The 24580-nt window shown below is 73.8% G+C and carries 17 protein-coding genes, 1 pseudogene and 1 riboswitch; of the genes and pseudogenes, 8 read left to right on the forward strand and 10 right to left on the reverse strand.

From position 1 onward, the window contains the following. The first annotated feature begins 128 nt into the window (after positions 1-128). Positions 129-2027 carry a GMC oxidoreductase gene (locus tag BS72_RS20515; RefSeq protein ID WP_051951978.1) on the forward strand — a complete coding sequence of 633 codons (1899 nt, stop codon included), beginning with the start codon at positions 129-131 and terminating at the stop codon, positions 2025-2027. Between the two features lie 424 nt (positions 2028-2451). Here the strand turns inward: BS72_RS20515 and BS72_RS20520 are convergent, their stop codons facing one another. Then, positions 2452-2907 carry a chorismate mutase gene (locus BS72_RS20520; RefSeq protein ID WP_407638990.1) on the reverse strand — a complete coding sequence of 152 codons (456 nt, stop codon included), beginning with the start codon at positions 2905-2907 and terminating at the stop codon, positions 2452-2454. A gap of 357 nt (positions 2908-3264) precedes the next feature. Between BS72_RS20520 and guaA the strand changes: the two genes are divergently transcribed. Next, positions 3265-4872 (forward strand): glutamine-hydrolyzing GMP synthase, encoded by a 1608-nt coding sequence (gene guaA / locus BS72_RS20525; protein WP_037912462.1) that lies wholly within the window; start codon positions 3265-3267, stop codon positions 4870-4872. Between the two features lie 601 nt (positions 4873-5473). Further along, positions 5474-6037, forward strand: coding sequence for a DoxX family membrane protein (locus tag BS72_RS20530; protein ID WP_078901497.1), 564 nt, complete (start codon positions 5474-5476; stop codon positions 6035-6037). Here BS72_RS20530 and BS72_RS20535 read toward each other — a convergent pair. Both BS72_RS20535 and BS72_RS20540 read right to left on the reverse strand, forming a co-directional pair. After that, entirely contained in the window at positions 5982-6206 is a 225-nt protein-coding gene (locus BS72_RS20535; RefSeq protein WP_037912464.1) for a hypothetical protein, read from the reverse strand. The two genes, BS72_RS20530 and BS72_RS20535, sit on opposite strands and share 56 nt — an antisense overlap. Beyond that, on the reverse strand, positions 6203-7699 hold the full coding sequence (locus tag BS72_RS20540; protein ID WP_107498836.1) for a PspC domain-containing protein: 1497 nt from the start codon (positions 7697-7699) through the stop codon (positions 6203-6205). The genes BS72_RS20535 and BS72_RS20540 overlap by 4 nt, the downstream gene beginning before the upstream one ends. 136 nt (positions 7700-7835) lie before the next feature. Here BS72_RS20540 and BS72_RS20545 point away from each other — a divergent pair, with 136 nt between their 5' ends. Beyond that, complete coding sequence (locus BS72_RS20545; protein ID WP_037912466.1) at positions 7836-9140, forward strand: ATP-binding protein; 1305 nt, start codon at positions 7836-7838, stop codon at positions 9138-9140. After that, positions 9137-9820, forward strand: coding sequence for a LuxR C-terminal-related transcriptional regulator (locus tag BS72_RS20550; protein WP_037912469.1), 684 nt, complete (start codon positions 9137-9139; stop codon positions 9818-9820). Before BS72_RS20545 ends, BS72_RS20550 begins: the two co-directional genes overlap by 4 nt. A gap of 89 nt (positions 9821-9909) precedes the next feature. Here BS72_RS20550 and BS72_RS20555 read toward each other — a convergent pair whose 3' ends face one another. Both BS72_RS20555 and BS72_RS20560 read right to left on the reverse strand, forming a co-directional pair. Beyond that, on the reverse strand, positions 9910-10239 hold the full coding sequence (locus BS72_RS20555) for a hypothetical protein (protein ID WP_037912472.1): 330 nt from the start codon (positions 10237-10239) through the stop codon (positions 9910-9912). Positions 10240-11265: 1026 nt separating this feature from the next. Further along, positions 11266-12459: a C40 family peptidase gene (locus BS72_RS20560; protein WP_078901499.1), complete on the reverse strand. Its 1194-nt coding sequence runs from the start codon at positions 12457-12459 to the stop codon at positions 11266-11268. 546 nt (positions 12460-13005) lie between these two features. On the opposite strand from BS72_RS20560, the gene BS72_RS20565 reads away from it, so the two are divergent. After that, complete coding sequence (locus BS72_RS20565; RefSeq protein WP_037912473.1) at positions 13006-13368, forward strand: hypothetical protein; 363 nt, start codon at positions 13006-13008, stop codon at positions 13366-13368. Between the two features lie 130 nt (positions 13369-13498). Here BS72_RS20565 and BS72_RS20570 read toward each other — a convergent pair whose 3' ends face one another. Continuing rightward, complete coding sequence (locus BS72_RS20570) at positions 13499-14542, reverse strand: C40 family peptidase (protein ID WP_037912476.1); 1044 nt, start codon at positions 14540-14542, stop codon at positions 13499-13501. A 7-nt stretch (positions 14543-14549) separates the two neighbouring features. Continuing rightward, positions 14550-14701: riboswitch (cyclic di-AMP (ydaO/yuaA leader) on the reverse strand. Between the two features lie 166 nt (positions 14702-14867). Continuing rightward, positions 14868-15992, reverse strand: a complete 1125-nt coding sequence (locus BS72_RS20575; protein WP_037912479.1) for a C40 family peptidase — start codon at positions 15990-15992, stop codon at positions 14868-14870. Positions 15993-16258: 266 nt separating this feature from the next. Between BS72_RS20575 and pcrA the strand changes: the two are divergent. Next, positions 16259-18783, forward strand: a pseudogene (gene pcrA / locus BS72_RS20580) (DNA helicase PcrA). A 223-nt stretch (positions 18784-19006) separates the two neighbouring features. Here the strand turns inward: pcrA and BS72_RS20585 are convergent. Together BS72_RS20585 and BS72_RS20590 are read right to left on the reverse strand one after the other, a co-directional pair. After that, on the reverse strand, positions 19007-20707 hold the full coding sequence (locus BS72_RS20585; RefSeq protein WP_037912480.1) for a M23 family metallopeptidase: 1701 nt from the start codon (positions 20705-20707) through the stop codon (positions 19007-19009). Positions 20708-20846: 139 nt separating this feature from the next. Then, entirely contained in the window at positions 20847-21797 is a 951-nt protein-coding gene (locus BS72_RS20590) for an esterase/lipase family protein (RefSeq protein ID WP_078901500.1), read from the reverse strand. 384 nt (positions 21798-22181) lie between these two features. On the opposite strand from BS72_RS20590, the gene BS72_RS20595 reads away from it, so the two are divergent. Then, positions 22182-22592, forward strand: coding sequence for a cobalamin B12-binding domain-containing protein (locus tag BS72_RS20595; protein WP_037912483.1), 411 nt, complete (start codon positions 22182-22184; stop codon positions 22590-22592). 173 nt (positions 22593-22765) lie between these two features. On the opposite strand, the gene BS72_RS20600 is transcribed toward BS72_RS20595, so the two are convergent. Further along, the gene (locus BS72_RS20600; RefSeq protein WP_037912485.1) at positions 22766-24334 is read right to left on the reverse strand and encodes a DUF5691 domain-containing protein; all 1569 of its coding nucleotides are present in this window, start codon (positions 24332-24334) and stop codon (positions 22766-22768) included. Positions 24335-24580 lie beyond the last annotated feature (246 nt).

The following is a 24580-nucleotide window of genomic DNA, read 5'->3' on the forward strand; positions in this document are numbered from 1 at the left end:
CGAACCGATCGTATGACCCGTACGACCCTGCGGAGGAGCACGTGGCACAGGACGACGAGGACCTGACCGCGAACGGCGGCCCGGGAACGGGGAACGCCACCGCGCCGGACGGCAGGCCCGGGCCCGCCGTGGAGGGGCCCGACGGTGCAGAGGAATCCGACGGCTCCGACGGCTCCGACGGGGCCGACAGTTCCGACGGGTTCGACTACGACGTGCTCGTCGTCGGCTCCGGCTTCGGCGGTGCGGTCGCGGCACTGCGGCTGACCGAGAAGGGCTACCGGGTGGGCGTCCTGGAGGCCGGCCGCCGCTTCGCCCGCGACGAGCTGCCCAGGAACTCCTGGGACGTGCGCAACTACCTGTGGGCACCGTCCCTCGGCCTCTACGGCATCCAGCGCATCCACGTGCTGGGCAAGGTGCTGGTACTGGCCGGCGCGGGCGTCGGCGGCGGCTCCCTCAACTACGCCAACACCCTCTACGTGCCGCCCGCCGCCTTCTTCCAGGACCGGCAGTGGGGTGCCGTGACGGACTGGCGGGAGGAGCTGGCGCCCTACTACGACCAGGCCGAGCGGATGCTCGGAGTGCGGCTGAACCCCACGCTCACCCCCTCTGACGTGCACCTGCGGGCGGCGGCCGAGCGGATGGGCGTCGGCGACACCTTCCACCTCGCACCGGTCGGCGTGTTCTACGGCGACGGCCAGGACGCCGACGGCACCGCCAAGGGCGCGCCCGGCACGGAGGTGCCCGACCCGTACTTCGGCGGGGCCGGGCCGTCCCGCCGGGCCTGCACCGAGTGCGGGGAGTGCATGACGGGCTGCCGGCACGGCGCCAAGAACACCCTCAACGAGAACTACCTGTACCTCGCCGAGCGGGCCGGCGCCGTCGTCCACCCGATGACGACGGTGACCGCGGTGACCGAGGACTCCGGCGGGGACGCCTCCTCCGGGGTGGGTTCCGGTGGGGGCCCATCCCGGGCCGAAGGCTCCGGGGGAGGCTACCTGGTCACGACGGTTCCCACCGAGGGCCGTCGCAAGGGGCGCGGACGGGTGCTGCGGGCCCGTCAGGTGGTGCTCGCCGCCGGCACCTACGGCACGCAGACGCTGCTGCACACGATGCGCGACACCGGGCGACTGCCGGGCGTCTCGGCCCGGCTCGGCGAGCTGACCCGCACCAACTCCGAGGCGCTGGTGGGCGCCCAGACCACCCCGCGCCGCTACCGCGAGGCCCACCCCGGTGCCGAAGGGCCCGACTTCACCCGCGGCGTGGCCATCACCTCCTCGGTGCACCCCAACGACCACACCCACATCGAGCCGGTCCGCTACGGCCGCGGCTCCAACGCGATGGGCACCCTGTCGGTGATGGCGGTACCCCACCGGGGACGGCTGCCGCGCTGGGCCGAGTTCGCGGCCGGCTATCTGCGCCATCCGCTGACCGGGCTGCGGTCGCTGTCCAACCACCGCTGGTCGGAGCGGACCATCATCGGGCTGGTGATGCAGACCAACGACAACTCGCTGACCACCTACCTGCGGACCAAGGCCCCCGGACGCGGCCTGCTCACCGCCCGGCAGGGCCACGGCACCCCCAACCCGGTGCACGTCCCGGAGGGCGCCGAGGCGGCGCGGCTGATCGCGGAGGAGATCAACGGGTTCGCCGGGAGCAACGTCGGCGAGGCCACGGACCGCCCGATGACGGCGCACTTCCTCGGCGGCTGCCCGATCGGCGAGGACGCCGAGCACGGCGTGATCGACCCCTACCACCGGCTCTACGGGTACCCCGGCATCCACGTGGTGGACGGTTCGGCGGTCTCGGCCAACCTGGGCGTGAACCCCGCGCTGACCATCACCGCGCAGGCCGAGCGGGCGATGGCGCTGTGGCCGAACAAGGGGGAGGCGGACACGCGGCCGGGCCAGGGCGCGGAGTACCGCAGGGTCGCCGCGGTGGCACCCCTCGCCCCGGCCGTGCCGGAAGAGGCGTTCGGCGCGCTGCGGCTCCCGTTCCTGCCGGTCCCCGAAGTGCCCAAAACGCCCTGAACGTCCCGAACAGGCTGTAACGTGGCTCTCGCTCGCAGAGCGGCCGGCCCCAGGCGTCCCCGAGGACCGACCGCCTCTTTGACGTCGTGACCGGGCTGCTGTCCCCTGCCGTCCGGCCACTCCACCGGTGCGAGGTCCCACGGCGCCCGCATCACTGCGAGCGCCTCATCGCACCGGACAACACCCCGCCCAGCTGCGTCTGGGCGGTGTCATTCCACGCGTGGTGTTGGGTGACCGCCCCTGGCTGGCACGGACACCACGTCCAACGAAGCGCCCGCGGGCGGGTCACGTGCCGTTCGGGTGATCCTTTCCGAACAGGCCGCGGCCCGGCCTCGGAGGAGCCGGCGGGTGGCCCCCTGGCCGGGGCCGCCGGCCCTTCTGCGCCGCCGGCCCCTGTACCGCGGACTCTTCTGCGCCGCGGGCCTCAGATCCGGCCGCGGCCCAGCTCCAGCAGCGTCATGGCCAGCGGGGTGCCGGCGCGGCCGAGCGCCTCGCCGTACGTCCGCAGCACCTCCATCTCACGGGCCAGGTGCACCCGCGGACCGCCGGCGCCCATCCGCGCCCGCTGTACCTCGGCGGAGACGGCGCAGCGCTGCTGGACGAGCTCGATGATCCGGGCGTCGATCGCGTCGATGCGCTGCCGGGCCTCGGCGATGACGCTGTCGGGGTCGGTGGCCGGGCCCTGCTGCTCGGGGGCCGCTGCGGCTTCGGACGCTGCTGCCGGTGCTGCTGCCGGACGGGCTTCCAGCGTGGCTTCCGGAGCGGCGGGCGCAGGCTCGGTGCCGGTGCCGGTGCCGGTGCCGGTGCCGGTGCCGGTGCCGGTGCCGGTGTGGGCGTCGGTGTGGGTGTGGGCGTCGGACAGGGTCTCGGGCTCGGACACGGTGTGCTCCTCGGGTGTCGCGGAGGTCGCGACCCGGGTTGCCCGGCTCCGGAAAGCGCGAGGCGCCCCGGGCCGGGTGGCCTGGGGCGCCTGGTAGGTCGTCCTGCGTGTCAGCTCACGCGACGCGACCTATGGCAGCCGGGCCAGCCGGTGCCATAGGTAAACGCGAAGGTGTACTGACGCATGCGCACAGTATGGACCACCGCCCTCCGCCCGGCGCAAGGGATGTGCGCGAAGGGCCGCACCTCCGGCGGGAGGACCCGTCGTCCGGCGCACCGGTAGACTCGGGACCTGGTCCCCTCCAAAACCCCCGTACCGCCCGGTACCACTCCGGTACCACTCGCCGGAAGGCCGCACGTGTCATCAGCGACCCCAGCCGACCCCACAGCCGGCACCGCCACCCCCGCCGCCGACACCGTCCTGGTGGTCGACTTCGGTGCCCAGTACGCCCAGCTCATCGCCCGCCGGGTGCGCGAGGCCAGGGTCTACAGCGAGATCGTGCCGTCGACCATGCCGGTCGCCGAGATGCTGGCCCGGCGCCCCCGCGCGATCATCCTCTCCGGCGGCCCGTCCTCGGTGTACGCGCCCGGCGCCCCCACCCTGGACCGTGAGCTCTTCGAGGCCGGCGTGCCCGTCTTCGGCATGTGCTACGGCTTCCAGCTGATGGCCACCACGCTGGGCGGCACCGTCGACAACACCGGCGCCCGCGAGTACGGCCGCACCGACCTCACCGTCAGCAAGCCCGGCTCCACCCTCTTCGAGGGCACCCCGGCCGAGCAGCCGGTGTGGATGTCGCACGGCGACGCCTGCTCCGCCGCGCCGGAGGGCTTCGTCGTCACCGCGTCCACCGAGCTGGTCCCGGTCGCCGCCTTCGAGAACGACGAGAAGCGGCTCTACGGCGTGCAGTACCACCCCGAGGTGATGCACTCCACCTACGGGCAGCAGATCCTGGAGCACTTCCTCTACCGCGGCGCCGGCATCACCCCGACGTGGACCACCGCCAACGTCGTCGAGGAGCAGATCGCCGCGATCAAGGCCCAGGTCGGCGACCGGCGGGCGATCTGCGGGCTGTCCGGCGGGGTCGACTCCGCGGTGGCCGCCGCCCTCGTGCAGCGCGCCATCGGCGACCGGCTGACCTGCGTCTACGTCGACCACGGCCTGATGCGCAAGGGTGAGACCGAGCAGGTCGAGAAGGACTTCGTGTCCGCCACCGGCGTGCGGCTCAAGGTCGTCGACGCCTCCGAGCGGTTCCTGTCCGCGCTGGCCGGGGTGAGCGACCCCGAGCAGAAGCGGAAGATCATCGGCCGGGAGTTCATCCGGGTCTTCGAGCAGGCGCAGGCCGAGATCGTCGCCGAGGCGCCGAACGACCAGCCGGTCGAGTTCCTGGTCCAGGGCACCCTCTACCCGGACGTGGTGGAGTCCGGCGGCGGCACCGGCGCGGCCACCATCAAGTCCCACCACAACGTCGGCGGGCTCCCCGAGGACCTGGAGTTCCAGCTCGTCGAGCCGCTGCGGCGCCTCTTCAAGGACGAGGTGCGGATGGTCGGGCAGGAGCTGGGGCTGCCCGAGGAGATCGTCCAGCGGCAGCCGTTCCCCGGCCCGGGGCTCGGCATCCGCATCGTGGGCGAGGTCACCCGCGAGCGCCTCGACCTGCTGCGCGAGGCCGACGCGATCGCCCGCGAGGAGCTGACCGCCGCCGGCCTGGACCGCGGCATCTGGCAGTGCCCGGTGGTGCTGCTCGCCGACGTCCGCTCGGTCGGCGTCCAGGGCGACGGCCGCACCTACGGCCACCCGGTGGTGCTGCGGCCGGTGTCCTCCGAGGACGCCATGACCGCGGACTGGTCCCGTGTGCCCTACGACGTGCTGGCCCGCATCTCCACCCGGATCACCAACGAGGTCTCCGAGGTCAACCGGGTCGTCCTCGACGTCACCAGCAAGCCCCCGGGCACCATCGAGTGGGAGTGACCCGCTCGGGCCGCCGCCCCTGGGCCGTTGACCGGCCTGGCGGAGGCTCAGCGGGAAGCGCCGCCCGGGGGTCCGGGCGGCGCTGTCCGGCCACCGGCTCCGGCTGGGCCGGAGACCCCTGTCCGGCCCGGCCGACCGTCGGCCCGGACGCGCGATGACGCGCCCGCGCCGGTGACGGCGCGGGCCGCCGTCTTTCCGCCCTCGCCGGGCCCCGGCGCGGCCGCGCGGACCTTCCGACCCGTCGGCCTCCGGGGCGCCGCGAGCTTCCGGCGCCGCACGACCAGCAGCAGCTGTCCGAGCAGTCGGGCACGTTGCCGGGTCCGGGGACGTTGATACCCGTCGGAACACGTCGAACCCTCTCGACTCCTCCCGGCCCCCTCTCGCTCTCGACAACGCCGACCGCCGCTCTCGACAACGCCGACCGCCTCGAACCGGCCGTGCGGGGATCGAACCGGCCGACGACGTCGAACACCGCGAACCCGGCGGGCCGCTCCGGGCAGCCGTTGAACGCCGGCCCGCTCGGGGCCGTATCCCCTTCGACGCCGCGGCGGCGGAAGACGGCTTCCACCCACGACCAAGCGGCAGGAAAGGCGGACGGACCATGCTGGAGCAGTGCCAGGAGACCGCGCGGCGCTACGCGCTGCTGCCGCTGCGGATCTTCCTCGGTGTGACCTTCGTCTACGCCGGGCTCGACAAGCTCACCAGTGGTACCTTCTTCACCGACTCGGCGAACGGCTCGCTGGTGCAGACGATGCACGCCGTGCGGGACTCCGCGGCCATACCCGGCCTGGTGGACCTGGCCCTCAAGGCGCCGCACGCCTTCGGCTACGCCATGGCCTTCGGCGAACTCGCGGTCGGCCTGGGCATCCTGCTCGGCCTGCTCGGCCGGGTCGCCGCCCTCGGTGGGGCGCTGATCTCGCTGAGCCTGTGGCTGACCATGAGCTGGGCCACCACCCCGTACTACTACGGCAACGACCTCGTGTACCTGATGGCCTGGCTGCCGCTGCTGCTGGCCGGCACCCCGTACCTCTCGCTCGACGGACTGTGGCGCCGCGGCAGGGCCGCCGGGAGCGCCGCGCGTGCCGAAGCGCCCGTACCGGCCCAGCCCGCTACGGGCGCCGCCGACGCCCCGGACGCCCCCGCACGCTCCGCACCGTCTGCGTGACCCCGGCGGTCAGCACGGTCAGCAGCAGCCCGCCGCCGACCAGCCGGAGGCTGCGGCTGGGCCGGGACAGGTCCAGCGCCCCGGCCGCGTCCAGCAGGAAGCAGGCGGCCAGCACCAGCAGGACCAGGCCCCCGACCAGGGCCGCCGGTTCGAAGCGGTGCCGCCTCACCGGGCCACCTCCAGCAGCCCGGCACGCAGCGTGACGTCGACCAGGACGGTGCCGTCAGGGCGGGCGCCGTCCGGCGGCTCGTAGTCGAGACCGGCCCGAGGGGAGCCGTCCACGGTGAACCTGCCCTTGGTGTCGGGCAGATCGACCTGGGCGGCGCCCACCCGGTAGACCAGCCGCACCCGCGAGTGGCGGGGCAGCAGCACCTCGGCACGGCCGGCGCCGACCGTCAGCCGGGTGCGCACCGTCGCCCCTTCGAGCCGTAGGCCCCGCAGGTCGAGCCGCCCGGTGCCGGCGCCGCGCTGGTAGGAGGGGCGGACGGAGGCCGCGGTGGCCGGCCGCCACGCGGAGGTGCCCACCCCGAGCCCGGCCTTCGGCAGCGTCGCCGTGCCCACCAGCGCCGCGACGGCCAGCAGCGTCCACATCCGGGTGCCGCTCTGAGGCCGTCCGGCGAACGACGAGACGACGTACCCGCAGCCGAAGACCGCCAGCGCCGAGGCCAGGCCGATCTCGGCGCTCGTCGGCGCGGGCTGGGACGACCAGGTACCCAGGGTCCCGAGCGCCCCGGCCACCGCCGCCACCAGGAACACCACCGCGCCGAACCCGGAACCGTGGTCCCGCCGTACCGGCGGGGACGGCCGGACGGACCGCCGCCAGGCCCAGTTCACGCCCGCCGCGGGCGCGCTGTCCTCGGGGCCCCACAGGTAGCCGGGCTCCTTCGTCAGCGGCTCGCGCCACCACGACGCAGTGCCGGGCTCCGGTGGCGCCTGCGGTTCGGGCGGGGCGTCAGCGGCCGGACCGGCCGCGACAGAGGCGGCCTCGCCCGCCGTCTGCGCCCGGCCGCGCTGCCGCGACCAGTAGACGGCGCCTGCCGTTGCCGCCACCAGCAGCAGCGAGAAGGCCTGGCTGGCGCCGTCGTTCACCATCGACGCGTACAGGCCGCACCCGACCAGCGCCATCAGCGCCGCCGTCAGCGGGGCGCCCTCGATCCGGCCTGACAGCAGCCGCTGCGCCTCACTCTCCTCCGCGCCTTCCTGAGGGACGACCAGCCAGCCCAGCCCGTAGACGATCAGACCGATGCCGCCGGTGAGGGAGAGCACCGCCAGCACGATGCGGAAGATCACCGGGTCGACGTCGAAGTAGCGGCCGGCGGCGTGGCAGACCCCGGCGAGGACGGCGTCGTCGTCCCGGCCCCGGCGCAGCGCGGGCCGCGCGGGACCGTCAGCGGCGGTGGCCCCCGAGCCGGTGTCGTACGGGCCGGTGCCGTACGGGCCGACACCGTTCGCCGCCCTGCCGTCCTGGCCGGCGGAGGGGCGCGGGCCCGGCCCGGGGCCGCGCCCGGGGGGCATCGTGGAGCCCGCGTCAGCCGACCTGGCCCCGGTCCCGGCGCGGGCGCCGGTGCTGCCCGCGCCGACGGGAGCCGCGTCGTCGGGAGCGACCCCGGGCGGCGATGTGGGCTCGCGGCGCGGTGGGACGCCGGGCTGGTCGTCGGTCATAGCCACCATGGTGGCCCGACACAGGCGGCCCGTGGCACCGGGCGGACCCTGGCGCGACCCTGATCCCGTTCCCAGGGCAGCCTCGGGGGTCCGACCCTGATGCCTCCAAGCCCGCTGTTGTGTGACGATCGGGGGTATGCCACCCAGCAGTCCGCCGCCCCCCGGCCCGCCCAGCGGTACGCCGGGGAGCGCCTTCCTCACTCCGCCGGACCCGTCGCGGCCCGGCGTGCGCAAGCTGTACCGCAGCTCCGAGGGGCGCATGGTCGGCGGCGTGGCGCGCGGCCTGGCCGGGCACCTGGGACTGCCGGTGCTGTGGGTGCGGGCGCTGTTCCTGGTGCTGACCGCCTTCAACGGCATCGGGCTGCTGCTGTACGCGGCCTTCTGGTTCTTCGTGCCGCTCGGTGTCGGCGGTGTGGCCGAGGCCAAGGAGCCGCGCGACGCCCGCTCCTGGCTGGCCGGCAAGCGCCCGGACAAGGGCCAGATCATGGCGCTGATCGCGCTGGCGGTCGGCACCGGCATCCTGGTGGACAACCTCAACCTCGGCGCCGCCAACCGGGCTGTGTGGCCGGTGCTGGTGATAGCCCTCGGCGTTGCGCTGGTGTGGCGGCAGGCGGACAACGCCCGCAAGGCCCGCTGGGTGGAGATGAGCCACGGCAAGCGCTTCTGGCCGCTGGTGCGGGCCGCCGGCGGGGTGGTGCTGGTGGTCGCGGGGGTCACCGGCTTCATCGTGGTGCGCGGCTCCGGCAACCACCTGGGCGGCGCGCTCCAGGCCGCGCTCGCCGTCCTCGTCGGCGTCGCGCTGCTGGCCGGACCGTACCTGGTGCGGATGGCGCAGGACCTCTCGGCGGAGCGGCTGATGCGCATCCGCGCCCAGGAGCGGGCCGAGGTCGCCGCCCATGTGCACGACTCGGTGCTGCACACGCTGACCCTGATCCAGCGGAACGCCGAGGACGCGCGGGAGGTGGCCCGGCTGGCCCGGGCGCAGGAGCGTGAACTGCGGGCGTGGCTGTACCGTCCCGAGGGCACCGGCCGTGAGGAGGAGCCCGCCACCTTCGCCGACGCGGTACGGGCCGCCGCCGCGGAGGTGGAGGACGCGCACGGCGTCCCCGTCGAGGTGGTGTGCGTCGGTGACTGCCCTCTCGACGAACACCTGACCCCGCAGACCCAGGCCGCCCGCGAGGCCATGGTCAACGCCGCCAAGTACGGTGGCGGCGGCGGACCCGTCCAGGTGTACGCCGAGGTGGAGGAGGACAGGGTGTTCGTGTCGGTCCGCGACCACGGGCCCGGCTTCGACCTCGACCAGGTCCCGGAGGACCGGATGGGCGTCCGCCAGTCCATCATCGGACGCATGGAGCGCAACGGCGGCACGGCACGGCTGCGTGCCGCCCCCGGCGGAGGCACCGAAGTGGAACTGGAAATGGAGAGGGTGGCGGCGTCATGACTACGCCCACGGACGACCAGCGGCGAGTACGGGTGGTGCTCGTCGACGACCACCGGATGTTCCGCACCGGGGTGCAGGCCGAGATCGGCGCCACCGAGGAGACGGGCGTGGAGGTCGTCGGCGAGGCGGCCGACGTCGACCAGGCGGTGGCGGTCGTCACCGCCACCCGGCCCGAGGTGGTCCTCCTCGACGTGCACCTTCCCGGTGGCGGCGGGGTGGAGGTGCTGCGCCGCTGCGCCGCGCTCAGCGCCGACCCGGACCGGCCGGTGCGGTTCCTGGCGCTGTCGGTCTCCGACGCCGCCGAGGACGTCATCGGCGTGATCCGCGGCGGTGCCCGCGGCTACGTGACCAAGACCATCACCGGCCCCGACCTCGTCAACTCGATCTTCCGGGTGCGCGAGGGCGACGCGGTCTTCTCGCCGCGGCTGGCCGGCTTCGTCCTCGACGCCTTCGCCTCCACCGACGCCCCGCCCGTCGACGAGGACCTGGACCGCCTCACCCAGCGCGAGCGCGAGGTGCTGCGGCTGATCGCGCGGGGGTACGCGTACAAGGAGATCGCCAAGCAGCTGTTCATCTCGGTGAAGACGGTCGAGTCGCACGTCTCGGCGGTGCTGCGCAAGCTCCAGCTCTCCAACCGGCACGAGCTCACCCGCTGGGCCACGGCCCGTCGCCTGGTCTGACGCGGAGCCGGAGGGGGCACCGCCTCCGCTTCGGCCCGGGCCGGCCGCTGCGGGCGGCCCGTCCGGGCCGAGCCGTCCGGAGCCGGGTGCTACTCGTCCGCGGGCGGCTCGTCCGGCCACAGCAGGGTGTAGTCGGGAACCCGGACGCTGCGCTCCTCCACCGGAGTGTGCAAGGACTCCATGGACGCGCCCTCGGGGACCAGGCACCGGCTGAGGTGAATGCCCACCAGGCAGGCGTCGCACCAGAAGGAGGCGTAGCCGACGCGGTCCCGCTCCAGACCGGAGAAGGACAGCCGCAGCGCCTCGGCGCCGCAGTCGGGGCAGGCGCCCGAGGTGTCGTCGGGGTCGCCCGGGAGCTGTTTGCAGCGCAGCTCGAACGCGGACACCCAGGCCGCCCAGCTCGCCGTCAGGACCCGCATCCTCGGTCTCCCGTCCACTCGTCGTCGAGTCGCCGTCCGCAACGCCCATCGACGTTACGCGCCCTGCCCGGCCCTGCGCGCCCTCTTCCCGGCAATCGTGACCACTCCGCTGCCATCGTGGATCGGTGCCGATACCGAAGTCGGCGATACCGAAGTCGGCGCTGGTGCCGGCACCGGGACGGTCGTTCCAGGGCCTTGAGCGGTCGTTCCAGTGCCCTGAGTGGAGGAGGGGCGACCGCCGAACGCTCTCGCACGGCGGGACCTCCGCTCCAGCAGTCCGTTCGCCGGCCCCTTCCCGTCCTTCCCGTCCTTCCCGCCCGCTCGCGGCCACGCCGCCCGTCACCGCCGGCCGCCGGAACCGGCACCGCGCCGCGCCCTCGGCCGCCGCAGTGCTGAAGGCGGCCGCCGCGGAGTCCGTACGGGCGGAGCGGAGCGTTGGACCGACTGCTCCGGCCACCCGAGCCGCACGACGGGTTGCCCGAGTCACCTGGCTCTCACGGCCGAGCCCAGCGGCCAGGACCGCCCCGGCCGACCCGGCGGTCCGCTCGGGCCGATCCCGTAGGAGCGGAAGCGCGTCGCTATGTCCGAGTCCGGATCGGGTCGCCCCGCGCCGCGCCCTTCCGTGGGCGCGTACCGCTCCGGCCCTCGTCGCCGCCCCGGCGCGAGCGCCAGCAGGACTGCTGCGGTGGAGACGAGGACAACGACGGAACAACGGACGTACTGCACGGCATCCTCCACGCAATGGTGGGGCGACCTTCTCGGCCGCCGGAATCCCTTCGCATCGCGCATTCGATGCGAACTCTCGAATCGAGTATGCGTTCGCGGAGATGCCGGAATGCCTCATGGCGGAAATCTGTGGATAACTCTCAATTACTCATCTTTTCATCTCGACACTTTCCGCTTTTCCGGTCAGCGGAGAAGCGGAACGCCGGCCTGGCGCCGGACACCTGCTGAGCGGAACTGCGGCCGGAACCGAGGCTGGAACTGCGGCCGGAACCCGAGGCCGGAACCCGAGGCCGGAACCGGTCAGACAGGCCGTGTCGCGCCGGCGATGGGCATCTCGGAGATCGGCGCGATCCGCACGGCGGCGCCCGGGTGCGGGGCGTGGATCATCTCGCCGTCGCCGATGTAGAGGCCCACGTGGCTGACGCCCGAGTAGAAGAAGACAAGGTCACCGGGGCGCAGTTGCGACTCGGAGACCCGGGTGCCCGCGTTGATCTGCTGGTACGTGGTGCGCGGCAGCGAGACGCCCGCCGCCCGCCAGGCGGCCTGGGTGAGCCCTGAGCAGTCGTACGCGTTCGGGCCCGTCGCACCCCAGACGTAAGGAAGGCCGATCGCCCGGTAGGCGAAGGCCACGGCTCGCGCGGCGCGGGCCGAGGGCGCGGGCGCCGAGCCCAGCGGGACTCGCAGGGTCGCCCCGTGGCGCGCGGCCGCACCGGCGGTCTGGAGGCTGCTGCCGTCCGGCGTGTCGCCCTCGGACGCGATGATCGCCGTGCGCTGCCCGGGCGGGAGGGAGGCCAGCAGTGCCTGGGCCGCGTGCAGCTTCACCGCGGCGTCCTTCTTGCGGTCGGCGAGGGTGCTCTGGGCCGCGCGCAGTCGGGCGAGTCGGCCCGCGGCCTCGGCCCGGGTCTGCTCGATGTCCCGCCGCTGCCCCGCCAGCCGGGACAGGACGGCGCTCTGCCGTGAACCCAGCCGGTCGAGGTATCCGGACTGTTCGAGGTAGTCCTCCGGCGAGGCGCTCAACGCGAACTGGAGCGCGGGGTCCAGCGTGCCGGTGCGGTACTGCGCGGCCGCGACCACCCCGAGCTGGTCCCGGGTGGAGTTCATGGCGGCGGTCTTGCGGGCCAGTTCGCCCTGGAGCGCGGTGACCTCGGCGGCGTCGTCGTCGGCCTTCTGGTGGGCGCCGTCGTACCGCTGGGTGGCCTCCTCCGCCTGCTGGTAGAGGTCGGCCACCTTGGCCCCGGCCGATTCGGGGGCGGGCTGCGGCGCGGCGTGAGCGGTCTCGCCGAGCAGGCCCCAGGACGCGGCGGAGGCGAGCGCGAGGCAGAGTGCGGCCCGCGCACCGGCCGCGGCGCGGGAGGGCCTGCCGGCCGCGGCGTGCCGTGCCGGGCCGGGTGCGGCGCCCGGGGGGAGGCCGGCGCCGCGGGGGAACGGGAGGTGCGGGGGCTCGCGCCGCCGGAGCGGCGGCGCGGCGTCGGTGCGAGGCCATGCGGCCGTCACTCCTTCGTCAGGGAAATCCGGCGGCGCGTGCACGGGGGACACAGCGCCGCCGGACTTCGGCGGAGGCGACCCGCCGCCGGCAGGGCGGCGATGGGATCGGTCACCTGGCAGCAGACGCTAACCCGGCCCCGGACGGCATCCGGGCGAGGTGACCGGGACTGCGCGAACTCCACCGGGAGTGACCGGACGCGATCGCCGTTCGACGGGTGACCTGCCCGGATCGCGTCTGCCGCCGATCGAAAGGCCGGGCGTGCGCGGGCGCGGCCTCTCGGTGTGCCCCTGGCGGGTGCCTCTGTCCGCCTCCTCCGTACGCCCCCTCCGCATGCCCCCGTACGCGGGAGGCGCGAGGCGCGAGCCCCCGGCGGGCGGGCCATGAGCCCCTGCCGTGAGACGTGAGCCCCGGCCGTGAGCCGACGGCCGCCGGCCGAGAACGGTGGTTCCCGGCGGGCTTCTGTGGCGCGTCAGCCGGTGTCCGAGCGCCCTGCCCGCACGGCCCGGGACCGCCCGGCGGGTCCGGAAGGAGGCGAGGCTAGGGTGAACGGCGTTATGGACACGCTTATCAACGTCTTCGTCGGCCTGCACATCATCGGCATAGCCGCGCTGCTGGGCGGGTTCCTCACCCAGCTCAGGGCCATGGCCGGCCCGGGCGCGGTCGCGCCGCGCTTCGTGCCCGGCATGCTCTACGGCGCCGGGACGATGCTGGTCACCGGCCTGCTCATGGTCGGACTGCTGGACGCGGACGGCCGCCACCCCGACATGGCCAAGATCGGCGTCAAGCTCGCCGTGCTGATCGTCATCCTCGGCCTGGTCTACGTCCAGCGCGAGGAGGAGAAGGTCGACACGCGGGTGTTCGCGGCGGTCGGCGGCCTGACCGTCGTCAACATCTTCATCGCGCTGCTCTGGACCTGAGCCCCCCTGCTCCGGGGGCTCAGGCCCACTTCACACGGCTGCGGCGGCCGGCCACGGGCCGAGGGGCCGCTCTGCCCGACTGCTCAGCCCGACTGCTCAGCCCGTCAGTCAGCCAGCCAGCCAGCTCTGCTCAGGCGATGCGGCGGGCGGCGGCGAAGGGCATCCAGCTCATGGGCGCGACCTCCACCGTCGCACCCGTGTGGGGCGAGTGCACGACCTCGCCGTTGCCGAGGTAGATGCCCACGTGGCTGATGCCGGAGTAGAAGAACACCAGGTCGCCGGGGCGCAGGTCGGCCTCGGAGACGGCGGTGCCGTCCTTGACCTGGTCCCAGGTGGTGCGGCCGATGCTGATGCCGGCTGCCCTGTAGGCGGCCTGGGTCAGTCCGGAGCAGTCGTAGGCGTTGGGCCCGGTGGCACCGGAGAGGTACGGCTTGCCGCGCTGGTCCAGGGCGAACGCGATGGCCGCGGCGGCGCGGCCCGACGCGGGTCCGTTGTACGTGTAGGTCGAGGAGCCCGAGGTTGAGGCGGCCTTCGGCTGCATGGCGGCGAGCTTGGCGCGCTGCGCGGCGTTGAGGCCGTTGAGCACCTTCTGGGCGGCGGCGAGCTTGGCCTGGACGTTCTTCTTCTGCGTGGCCAGCTTGCTCTGCGCGTCGGTGAGCTCCTTGAGGCTCTCGGACGCCTTCGCCCGCTGGAGTGACGCCTCCTGCTGCTGCTGGGTGAAGTTCTTGAGGGCTGCCTGGGCGGTTCCCGTGAGCCGGTCCAGCATGTGCGACTGGGAGAGGAAGCCCTCCGGGTCGTCGGAGAAGAGCAGCTGTGTGGTCTGGTCGATGCCGCCGTCGCGGTACTGCTGTTCCGCGAACTCGCCCAGGACGCGCCGCGAGTCGTTCATCTTCTGGGTCTTGGTGGCGACCTGAGCCAGCAGCTGGTTGGTCGCCGTGCGCTGGGTGGCCGTCTTCTCCTTGGCCTGGTCGTACTGCTGGGTCGCCACCTCGGCCTGCTGGTTGAGGGTGTCGATCTCCTTCTTGACCTGGCTGATCGTCGGCTTCGCGGGCGCCGCGTTCGCCGTCTCGCTCATCAGGGTGAACGAGGCCAGGGCCGCCGACGTGATGCCGACTGCCGCCCGGGAGCCGGCGGACGTGAGCATGCGCGGGCGCGGTTTGCGGTGCGACGCCAAGGAGGCGACTCCTTCCGTGGACCGCCGACCGGGTTAGCTGACGGGTTCGGACGCGGAGGTCGCCCTACGGTCGGACGCCGCAAGGCGCCCGCCCGATTCACCCCAAGTGCTCCTGGGTCCCCGGCTCCGGCCGTCGGCCGGATTAGGCGGAGGCGGCGCGGTGCCGGGCCTGTCGCCGGCGGAGGACGTGCCACCTAGCGGGCTACCGTAGCCAAGTTCGCCACCCCTCGGGGGTTTTGGATCGCAATGTGACCGAGATCGCTTTGTGATCTTATGATTTAACCCGTATAAGGTGGTTGCAAACGGGCATAGTGATCTTCGGTGATCAGTACGGGTGGACCGCCGCGTAGAAGGGCATCTCGGTGATCGGGGCGATCTTGACCACCGTGCCGGTGTGCGGGGCGTGGATCATCTCGCCGTCGCCGATGTACAGCCCCACGTGGCTGACGTCGCTGTTGAAGAAGATCAGGTCGCCCGGCTGGAGGTCGGACTCGGACACCCTCGTGCCCACGTCCACCTGGTCGTAGGTGGTGCGCGGCAGGTCCACCCCGGCGGCCTTGTAGGCGGCCTGGGTCAGCCCCGAGCAGTCGTAGGAGTCCGGGCCGGTCGCGCCCCAGACGTACGGCTTGCCCAGCTGGGCCCTGGCGAACGCGATGGCCTGGGTGGCGGCCGACGAGTCGGAGGAGCTCGTGACGGGTGCGTCGGAGCTTGCGGCCGCTGCCTTCCGCAACGCCGCGAGCTGTGCCGCCTTGGCGAGCTTCTCCGCCTTCGCGCGCGCCAGGGCCTCCTGCTTGGCGGCCAGCTCCGCGAGCTGCTTCTTCTCCTGCGCGTTGAGGCTGTTGAGCAGCTTCTGTGCGGCGGAGAGGTCGGTCTGCACGTCCTTCTTGGCGCTTGTCAGCTGCGCCTGCTTGGCCGTCAGAGCGGTCAGGGCCTTGGCCGCGGCCATCCGCTGCCTGGCCGCGGACACCTGCTGCGCCTGGTAGCCCCGCACGGCCGCCTGCTGCCGCTGACCGAGCACGGTGGCCAGGTGGGCGGCGTCCGCCAGGTCCCCGGGGCTGTCCGACATGAGGTACCGGGTGGTGGTCAGGTCGCCGCCGTCGCGGTACTGGGCCGCCGCGTACTCGCCGAGCAGCTGCCGCGAGGCGTTCATCCTGGCCGTCTTCTGGGCGACCTGCGCGAGCAGCTTGTCGACCTCGGCCTTCTGCTGGTCGGTCTGCTCCTTGGCCGCGTTGTAGTGGTCGGTCGCCACCTCGGCCTGATGGGTCAGCGCGTCCACCCGCGCCTTCACCTTCGAGATCGCCGGCTGGACCGGGCCGCTGGGGGCGGGGGTCGCGCCGGCGCTCTCGCTGAGGAGCGTCACCGTCGCCAGGGCGGCGGTGGTGAGCCCGGCCGCCGTACGCGGACCGGGAGCGCTCAGTAGCGGCGGGCGGGCCTTGCGGTGCGTCGCCATACGGTCGGACTCCTCTCGGACGGCGCCGACTCCGGCTGGTGCGGAACCGTAGTCAACGGCCGTGGCCCAAGGGAAGGGCGATGTCCGACTACTCCCGATACCGTTTCGTCATATCGTCGCCGTCGCGGAATCCGGGACCCGAGGTCACCGAGCGTGCATCTCGGGCTGCCGTGCTTCCGAGGACCAGCCGCCGGGATCGGCCCGGAGGACCGGGCTGCGCGGACTCCGGGTGGAGTGTCGGCCGGGGCGCCTAGACTCGTGAGGCGATGAGCAGCCTCTTTGACGACGACTTCCTGGCCCGTCTGGAAGCGGCCCCCCCGGCCGCCGGAGCCGAGCACCCCCGCCCCCCGAGGAGAGCGGCACGGGGGGCGGCGAGGAGTTCCCGCACGACCTCTTCCAGGGCCGGTTCGACGGACCCCCGCCGGAGCGGGACGCGCACTACCGGGACGGCGCGCCCCGTCCCGTCGCCGACCCCGCACAACTGCTGGAGGGGCTCAACGAGAACCAGCGCGCCGCCGTCGAGCACCAGGGCAGCCCCCTGCTCATCGTCGCCGGCGCCGGCTCCGGAAAGACCAGGGTGCTCACCCACCGGATCGCCCACCTGCTGGGCGCCCGGCACGTCCACCCCGGCTCCATCCTCGCCATCACCTTCACCAACAAGGCCGCCGGCGAGATGAAGGAGCGCGTCGAGCAGCTGGTGGGGCCGCGCGCGAACAGCATGTGGGTGTCCACCTTCCACAGCGCGTGCGTCCGCATCCTGCGCCGCGAGTCCAAGGTGCTCGGCTTCACCTCGTCGTTCTCCATCTACGACGCCACCGACGCGCGCCGCCTGATGGCGCTGGTCTGCCGCGACCTGGACCTGGACCCCAAGCAGTTCCCGCCGAAGTCCTTCAGCGCCCAGGTGTCCAACCTCAAGAACGAGCTGGTCGACGAGGAGACGTACGCCGACCGGGCCGCGGCCGCCTCCGCCGGTGCCTTCGAGAAGAAGCTCGCCGAGGCGTACTCGATGTACCAGGCACGGCTGCGCGAGGCCAACGCCCTGGACTTCGACGACATCATCATGACCACCGTCAACCTGCTCCAGGCGTTCCCGGACGTCGCCGAGCACTACCGGCGCCGGTTCCGGCACGTCCTCGTCGACGAGTACCAGGACACCAACCACGCCCAGTACACCCTGGTGCGCGAGCTGGTGGGCACGGCGCCGGCCCCCGGGGCGGAGGCCGGCGACGGCGCCCCGGTGCTGCCGCCCGCCGAACTGTGCGTGGTCGGCGACGCCGACCAGTCGATCTACGCCTTCCGCGGCGCCACCATCCGCAACATCCTCCAGTTCGAGGAGGACTACCCGCAGGCGCGCACCATCCTGCTGGAGCAGAACTACCGCTCCACCCAGACCATCCTCGACGCGGCCAACGCCGTCATCGAACGCAACGAGGGGCGCCGCGCGAAGAACCTGTGGACCGAGGCCGGCAGCGGCCCGGTGATCACCGGGTACGTCTCCGACCAGGAGCACGACGAGGCGCAGTACGTCGCCGACGAGATCGACCGGCTCACCGACGCGGACCAGGCCCGGCCCGGCGACGTCGCCGTCTTCTACCGCACCAACGCGCAGTCCCGCGTCTTCGAAGAGGTCTTCATCCGCGTCGGCCTGCCGTACAAGGTCGTCGGCGGCGTCCGCTTCTACGAGCGCCGCGAGGTCCGGGACGTCCTGGCCTACCTGAGGGTGCTGGCCAACCCCGAGGACGGGGTGCCGCTGCGGCGCATCCTCAACGTGCCCAAGCGCGGCATCGGCGACCGCGCCGAGGCCATGATCGAGGCGCTGGCGCTGCGCGAGAAGATCTCCTTCCCGCAGGCGCTGCGCCGGGTCGACGAGGCGTACGGCATGGCCGCCCGCTCCGCCAACGCCGTCAAGCGGTTCAACACGCTGATGGACGAGCTGCGCACGGTGGTCGAGTCCGGCGCCGGCCCGGCCGTGGTCCTGGAGGCCGTCCTCGAACGCACCGGCTACCTGGCGGAGCTGCAGAACTCCACCGATCCGCAGGACGAGACGCGAGTGGAGAACCTCCAGGAGCTGGCGGCCGTCGCCCTGGAGTTCGAGCAGGAGCGGGCCGGCGAGGAGCCCGGCTCACTCGCGGAGTTCCTGGAGCGGGTCGCCCTGGTGGCCGACTCCGACCAGATCCCGGACGACGACGAGGAGAGCGGCGGCGTCATCACCCTGATGACCCTGCACACCGCCAAGGGCCTGGAGTTCCCTGTGGTGTTCCTCACCGGCATGGAGGACGGCGTCTTCCCGCACGCACGCTCCCTCGGCCAGACCAAGGAGCTGGAGGAGGAGCGGCGGCTGGCGTACGTCGGCATCACCCGTGCCCGTGAGCGCCTGTACCTCACCCGTTCGGTGATGCGCAGCGCCTGGGGACAGCCCTCCTACAACCCGCCCTCCCGGTTCCTAGAGGAGATCCCGGGTCCGCTCATCGAATGGAAGCGCACCGGCGCCGCGGCGGTGTCACCCTCCAGGTCGTCCGCCGGCTCCGATCCGGTGGGCAAGGCCGCCGCCTCACTGGCCTCCGCGGTCGCCGCCCGCGGGGGCAGCCGCGGCTTCGCCACCCGCCGGTCCGCCACGGACCGGCCGGCCATCTCCCTCGCGGTCGGCGACCGGGTCACCCACGACCAGTTCGGCCTCGGCACCGTCCTCTCCGTGACGGGGCGGCCGGGCGACGAGAAGGCGACCATCGACTTCGGCGACGAGCGTCCCAAGCAGCTGCTGCTGCGGTACGCGCCGGTGGAGAAGCTCTGAGGCGCTGACACCCGCCTCCGCCGACCCCCGCCGACCCCCGCCGTCCTCAGGGGCGGCGGGGAGCGGAGGGGAGCGCCGGGGCCTTCCGGCGGGGTGACAGCCCCGGCGGCTCGGCCGTGGTCCCGGACGTCCGTCCCGGTGCGGGCTCGTGTCCCGGTGCGGGCGGTGCGGCTGGGCCGCCCCTCGGGGGGTTGGCGTGGGTCCGGCTGGGCCGCACCCGGGGTCAGCGAGGGTCGAGGCCGTGGGCCAGCAGCCACTTGAGCGGGTCGATGGGGGAGCCGCCGTTGGGGCGGACCTCCAGGTGCAGGTGCGGCCCGGTGGTGTTGCCGGTGTTGCCGGAGTAGGCGATCACGGTGCCCGCCTTCACCTTGCCCGAGCGGATCTTGGTGCTGCTCAGGTGGCAGTACCAGGTCTCCGTGCCGTCCGGCGCCGTGACGATGGCCATGTTGCCGTAGGAGCTGTCCCACTGGGTGCGCACGGTGCCGTCGGTCACGGCCATCACCGGCGTGCCGACCTGTACGGGGAAGTCGATGCCGGTGTGCAGCGCCATCCAGTGCTCGCCCGACTGGCCGAAGTAGGCGCTGAGCCCCTTCTGCTTGACCGGCAGGACGAACTTCGGCCGCAGCGCCTCCTTGCGCGCGGCGGCGGCCGCCGCCGCCTGCTTGGCGGCCTCCTGGCGGTCCTTGAGGTCGACCCGCTCCTGCGAGCGGCTGGCCCGCGCGGCGAAGTCGTCGGCGTCCTGGCTCACCCCCGACAGCTGGCGGTCCAGCTGGGTGGTGGGCGCCTTGACGGAGCCGCCGGCGGTGGTGTTCGAGGAGGACTCCTGCGCCATCCCCACACCGCCGATCGCCGCGGCCCCCACCGCCGCCACGCTGAGCGCGGCCACGGACGGTACCGGCACGCCGAACAGCGCGCGCTTGCCGCCCCGGCGGCGGCTATGCACCGTCGTCGAACCGTCGGCGGCGAAGTCGTGCCGCACCTCCGCCTCGTGGCCGCCGGCGCCGAACACGTCGTCGTCGGCGTCGTCAAGGAGGTTCGAGGTGCCCAGCACGCCCGTGGCGTCCACGGCGTCCGGTCCGTCCGACGGTTGCGGCCCGCCGAAGGAGCCGGGGACGGGGGCCGCCACGCCGAACGCGCCGCTGTTGTACGCACCGGTGCTGAACGTGCCGGTGCTGAACGTGCCGGTGCTGAACGTGCCGGTGTCGAAGGTTCCGGTGTCGAAGGTTCCGGTGTCGAACGGGGTGGCGTGGAACGCCCCGGGGTTGAACGTGCCGGGGTTGAACGTGCCGGTGTCGAAGGCGGTGGTGTCGAACGTGCCGGTGTCGAAGACGCCGGTGGCGGCGCTCCCGTACACGGTGGCGCCGTACGCGGCGGTGCCCGCGGCGGTGTCGTACCCGGCGCCGGGCTGCGGGGCCGTGCCCCCGCCGTTGACCGCGACGTACCCGGTGACCCGTTCGTACGTCCCGGTGTCGCCGCCGGTTCCGTAGCCGTAGCCGTAGGCGGGGTAGGCGCCCGAGTCCCACTCGGGCACCGGCATGTCGTGCACCGGTACGGAGGGCTGGACGGCTGTCCGCGGCTCGGGGTCGCCGTGCCACAGCGTGCCGGCGGCGTAGGTGCCGGTGTCGTAGTAGGACGCGGCAGCCTCGTAGGACGGCTGCTGCTGGTACCCGGCGTTCTGCGGGTAGGGGTCGACGGCCGGCTGGAAGCCGGTCTCCCACGCTGTACCGGTCTGGCCGTACCCGGGCGCGTGACCGTAGTCGTACGCCTGGTCGTAGGGCACCGGCTGCTGCGGGACGAAGGCATGGCTGCCGGTCGCGTCGTCCGCGTACATGATGCCGCTGGCCGGGTGGTGGCCCTGGGAATAGGCGCCGTACGCGTGCGCGTCGTAGTCGGAGGAGTACTCCGACGGGTGACGTTGGTTCACCGCCAGCTTCTCTTTCGCCTAGGCAGCAGGAGAATCAGCGGCGACTGTAGTCCTCCGCGCGGGGTGCGGACAATCTCCTCACGGAACACGCCGCCCGCCTTGCCCGGTGTTCGGTCGATATTCGACCGTTATGTGTCCGTTATGCGGCGTCGATCGCCTCGCGCAGCGAACCGGCTCCGCTCAGGGCCCGCCGCACCTCCGCCGCAACCGATCCGTGGACCGGCAGTGAGAGGTGGCCGATCCCGCTGACCTTGACGTTCTGCACCAGGAGGTCCGGGTGGTCCAGTCGCGCGGACTCCACCGGGATCATCAGCTGGTCCAGGTCGCTCCAGAAGGCCACGAACCGGGTGCGGCAGCCCTGCGCGGGCCCGGCCAGCTCCCGCAGCACCTCGGAGCCCGGCCGCATCTGCCGGGCCAGCGGATGCGGCGCCAAGGCCGGCACCGCCCGGGTGCCCGCGTGCGGGGTGCCCATGGTGACCAGGGTGCGCACCCTGGCGTCGCCGCCGAGGCGCTGTACGTAGTACCGGGCGACCAGGCCGCCCAGGCTGTGACCGACGATGTCGACCCGGGGATGGCCGGACTGGGCGCACACCTGCTCGATGTGCGGGCCGAGCATCGCCGCCGCGTTGCGGATATCGCCGGTGAGCGGAGAGTAGTTCAGCGCCTGCACCCGGTCCCAGCCGTGCCGCCGCAGCGAGCGGCGCAGCAGGGCGAAGGCCGAGCGGTTGTCCACGAAGCCGTGCAGCAGCAGCACCGGTGGGTGCGCCCGCTCGCCGGCGGGCGGGAAGGCCGGGGTGACGGCGGCGGGCCGGTCGCCTTCCGGACCCTCGCCGGTGCGCGGCGGGTCCGGCGGTGGGCCGTCGGCCCGCTCGGGCAGGATGCCGGTCGGGTAGAGCAGCAGGTGGCCCGCGAGGACGGCCAGGTCGATGGCGGTGACCCGGGCCAGTTCGGCGCCGTGGTTGCTCCACAGTGCCGCCGGCAGGTGGGTGAGCTGCTCCCACCGGCTGCCGCCGGGCGCGGGTTCCGGCTCTGGCTCCGGCCGGGGGCTCGGCGCGGCTTCGGGCGATTGGGTCGACGTATGGGCGGCCATCGCCCACCTCCCGTCGCGGCACCCGGGTCGGCGTCGATCCGGGTGCCCTCAGCGGGAGCCGGAGCGGGCCCGCAGTCCCTTCCCCGTGGCTCGGGGGCGGCGTACGGAGTCCCGCCGGCGGCTCTCATGGCGCGTACCGGGCGTTCCCGCACCGTGCGGCGTGTCCCTCGCCGACGGCTCCGGGCGGCCCCGGCCGTTCCGAATGTGTCCCGTTCTGTGATTTCCCCCTCTCGCCGACGTAAAACCGTCCGGCCTGCCGGACGGAGCGATAACGTTCGTTCACGCGGCATGCCGAAGGCCCAGCTGCGCATGCCTCCGGTGCGGCCGGCACCGTCCCCATCCCCGGCCCTGTGAGCGGCCGCGCGCCGCACCGTGGAGGCAGAGATGGGCGTGTCCGGACCGATTCGCGTGGTTGTCGCCAAGCCGGGGCTCGACGGTCATGACCGGGGAGCGAAGGTGATCGCGCGGGCGCTGCGCGACGCCGGCATGGAGGTCATCTACACCGGCCTCCACCAGACGCCCGAACAGATCGTGGGCACCGCCCTCCAGGAGGACGCCGACGCGATCGGCCTCTCCATCCTGTCCGGCGCCCACATGACGCTCTTCGCCCGGGTGATCGAGCTGCTGCGCGAGCGGGACGCCGAGGACATCAAGGTCTTCGGCGGCGGCATCATCCCCGAGGCGGACATCGCCCCCCTCAAGGAGCTCGGCGTGGCCGAGATCTTCACCCCGGGCACGCCCACCGGCACCGTCGTCACCTGGGTGAACGACAACGTGGGGGTAGGGGCCGCCTGACGGCCAGGTAGGCCCCTTGAAGCCCTTGCGGGTCCTTGCGAGCCCTTTGCGGGCCTTGCCGCTGTTCCGCCCTGTCATTGGCGTTGTCGTTCCAGGACGCCCGGTGCGGGCGCGGGCCCGGTGCCGTGGCCAGGGGCGCGGCACCGGGTGGCTCCGAGCTGCCGGGCGGCGTCCTACGGCGTGTCCTCGCCGGCCAGCTCCGCGAGCATCAGCGCGCGCAGCCGCAGCGTGGCGGCGAGCCGCTGGAACGCCTCGGCCCAGTAGGCGCCCGCGCCGGGTGACCCGTTCGGCCCCTCCTCGGTGGCCGCACCCAGAACGGCCACGTGGTCGGTGGCGGTCGGATCGAGGCAGCGTTCGGCCAGCCCCATCACGCCGCTGAAGCTCCACGGGTAGCTGCCGCCGTCGCGGGCTATGTCGAGCGCGTCGACCACCGCCTGGCCCAGCGGGCCGCTCCACGGCACCGCGCAGACGCCGAGCATCTGGAACGCGTCGGACAGGCCGTTGGCCGCCACGAACCGGGCCACCCAGGCGGCTCGCTCCGGCTCGGGCAGCACCGCCAGCAGCTTCGCCGGGTCGCCGGCCGGCGCGACGGCGGCCGCCGCGGACGGCGGCGGCCCCAGCAGCGCCCGAGCCCACGCGGTGTCCCGCTGCCGCACCGCCGCACGGCACCAGGCCGCGTGCAGGTCCGGCAGCCAGTCGTCGAGCACCGGCAGCGCGACGATCTCCTCCGGGGTGTGCCCGCCGAGCCGCTCGGTCCAGGTGGCCAGCGGCGCCGCGTCCGCCAGCTGGCCCAGCCACCACGACCGCTCGCCGCGGCCGGCGGGCGGCTTGGCGACCACCCCGTCCCGCTCCATCCCCGCGTCGCAGGCGTGGGGCGCCTCGACGGTGATGCCGCCCGGCCCGAGCGAGACGCACGCGCGGGCGCGGGCGGCCATCCGCCCGGCCAGCGCGGAGTCCGGGAGCGCCGACAGCAGCTCGGCGGCCGTGGCCCGCACGTTCCGGCTGCGGTCGGCCAGGGCCTGCTCCAGGAACGGCTCGTCGGCCGCCGACAGCCCGGTGCGCAGGGCGTCGACGAACATCAGCCGGTCCTCGGCCCGCTCGGTGCGCCACGTCGACATGAGCATCGCCAGCGCGCCCGCCGGGGTCGAGCGGCGCATCGCCGTCAGCAGCGCCACCCGTTCGGCGAACAGCCCCTCCTCCCACAGCCGCCCGCGCGCCACATCGTCGTCCAGCGCCCCGGCCGCGGCCGGGCCACCGCCACCCGCGCGCAGCGCGAACCGCCAGTCGGGGTTGAGCTCGGCGAGCCACAGCGCCCGCGGGCCGGCGAAGGCCAGCGTGTCCGGCCGCAGGTCGGTGCGGGCCCGCGCGGTGTCCAGCAGCGCCGGCAGCAGCTCCGGCGGCGCCGCGTAGCCGTGCCCGACGGCCGCGGCCAACCACTGCGGCAGCAGCTCGCCGAGGTTGGGGCCGCCACCCGAGCGGCCCCGGCCGCCGTCGGCCACCATCGTCGCCAGCCGCCGCCGGGCCGCCGGGGGTGGCAGCGGCCGCGGATCGGGGACCGCCTTCCGTGGCCGGGCCGCGACCGCGGCGGGGCGCACCCCCGCGCGGCGCCGCAGCACGCTCTCGGCCGCGGCGTCCAGCAACGCCTCGGCGGCCTCCTCGGCGTCACCCACCACCCCGGGCGGCCGGCGCCGCTCCGTGCCCAGCAGCGCACTGCCGACCAGCTCCTCCCACGCCACGCTCACCGCGTCCTCCCCGCGTCCGCTTCCTTATCCGGCTGACCTGTCTCGTTCCTGAACCGCTCACGACGGACCCGCGCCCCGCCCGGCAGCGGCGGCCGCCGTGCCCTCTCGTTCCACCGCCCGCCCCGGGCACTGCCTGGGCGTGCCCCGGCGCTTCCGCCCGTCACCCGTTGCCCGTTGCCCGTCACCCGCCGTCCGCAGCCCTGCCGCACCGCAGCGGACCCGGGGCGTGCGGCCCGCAGCGGCATC

Origin of the sequence: Actinacidiphila yeochonensis CN732, from assembly GCF_000745345.1 — a bacterium.
GTDB lineage: Bacteria > Actinomycetota > Actinomycetes > Streptomycetales > Streptomycetaceae > Actinacidiphila > Actinacidiphila yeochonensis.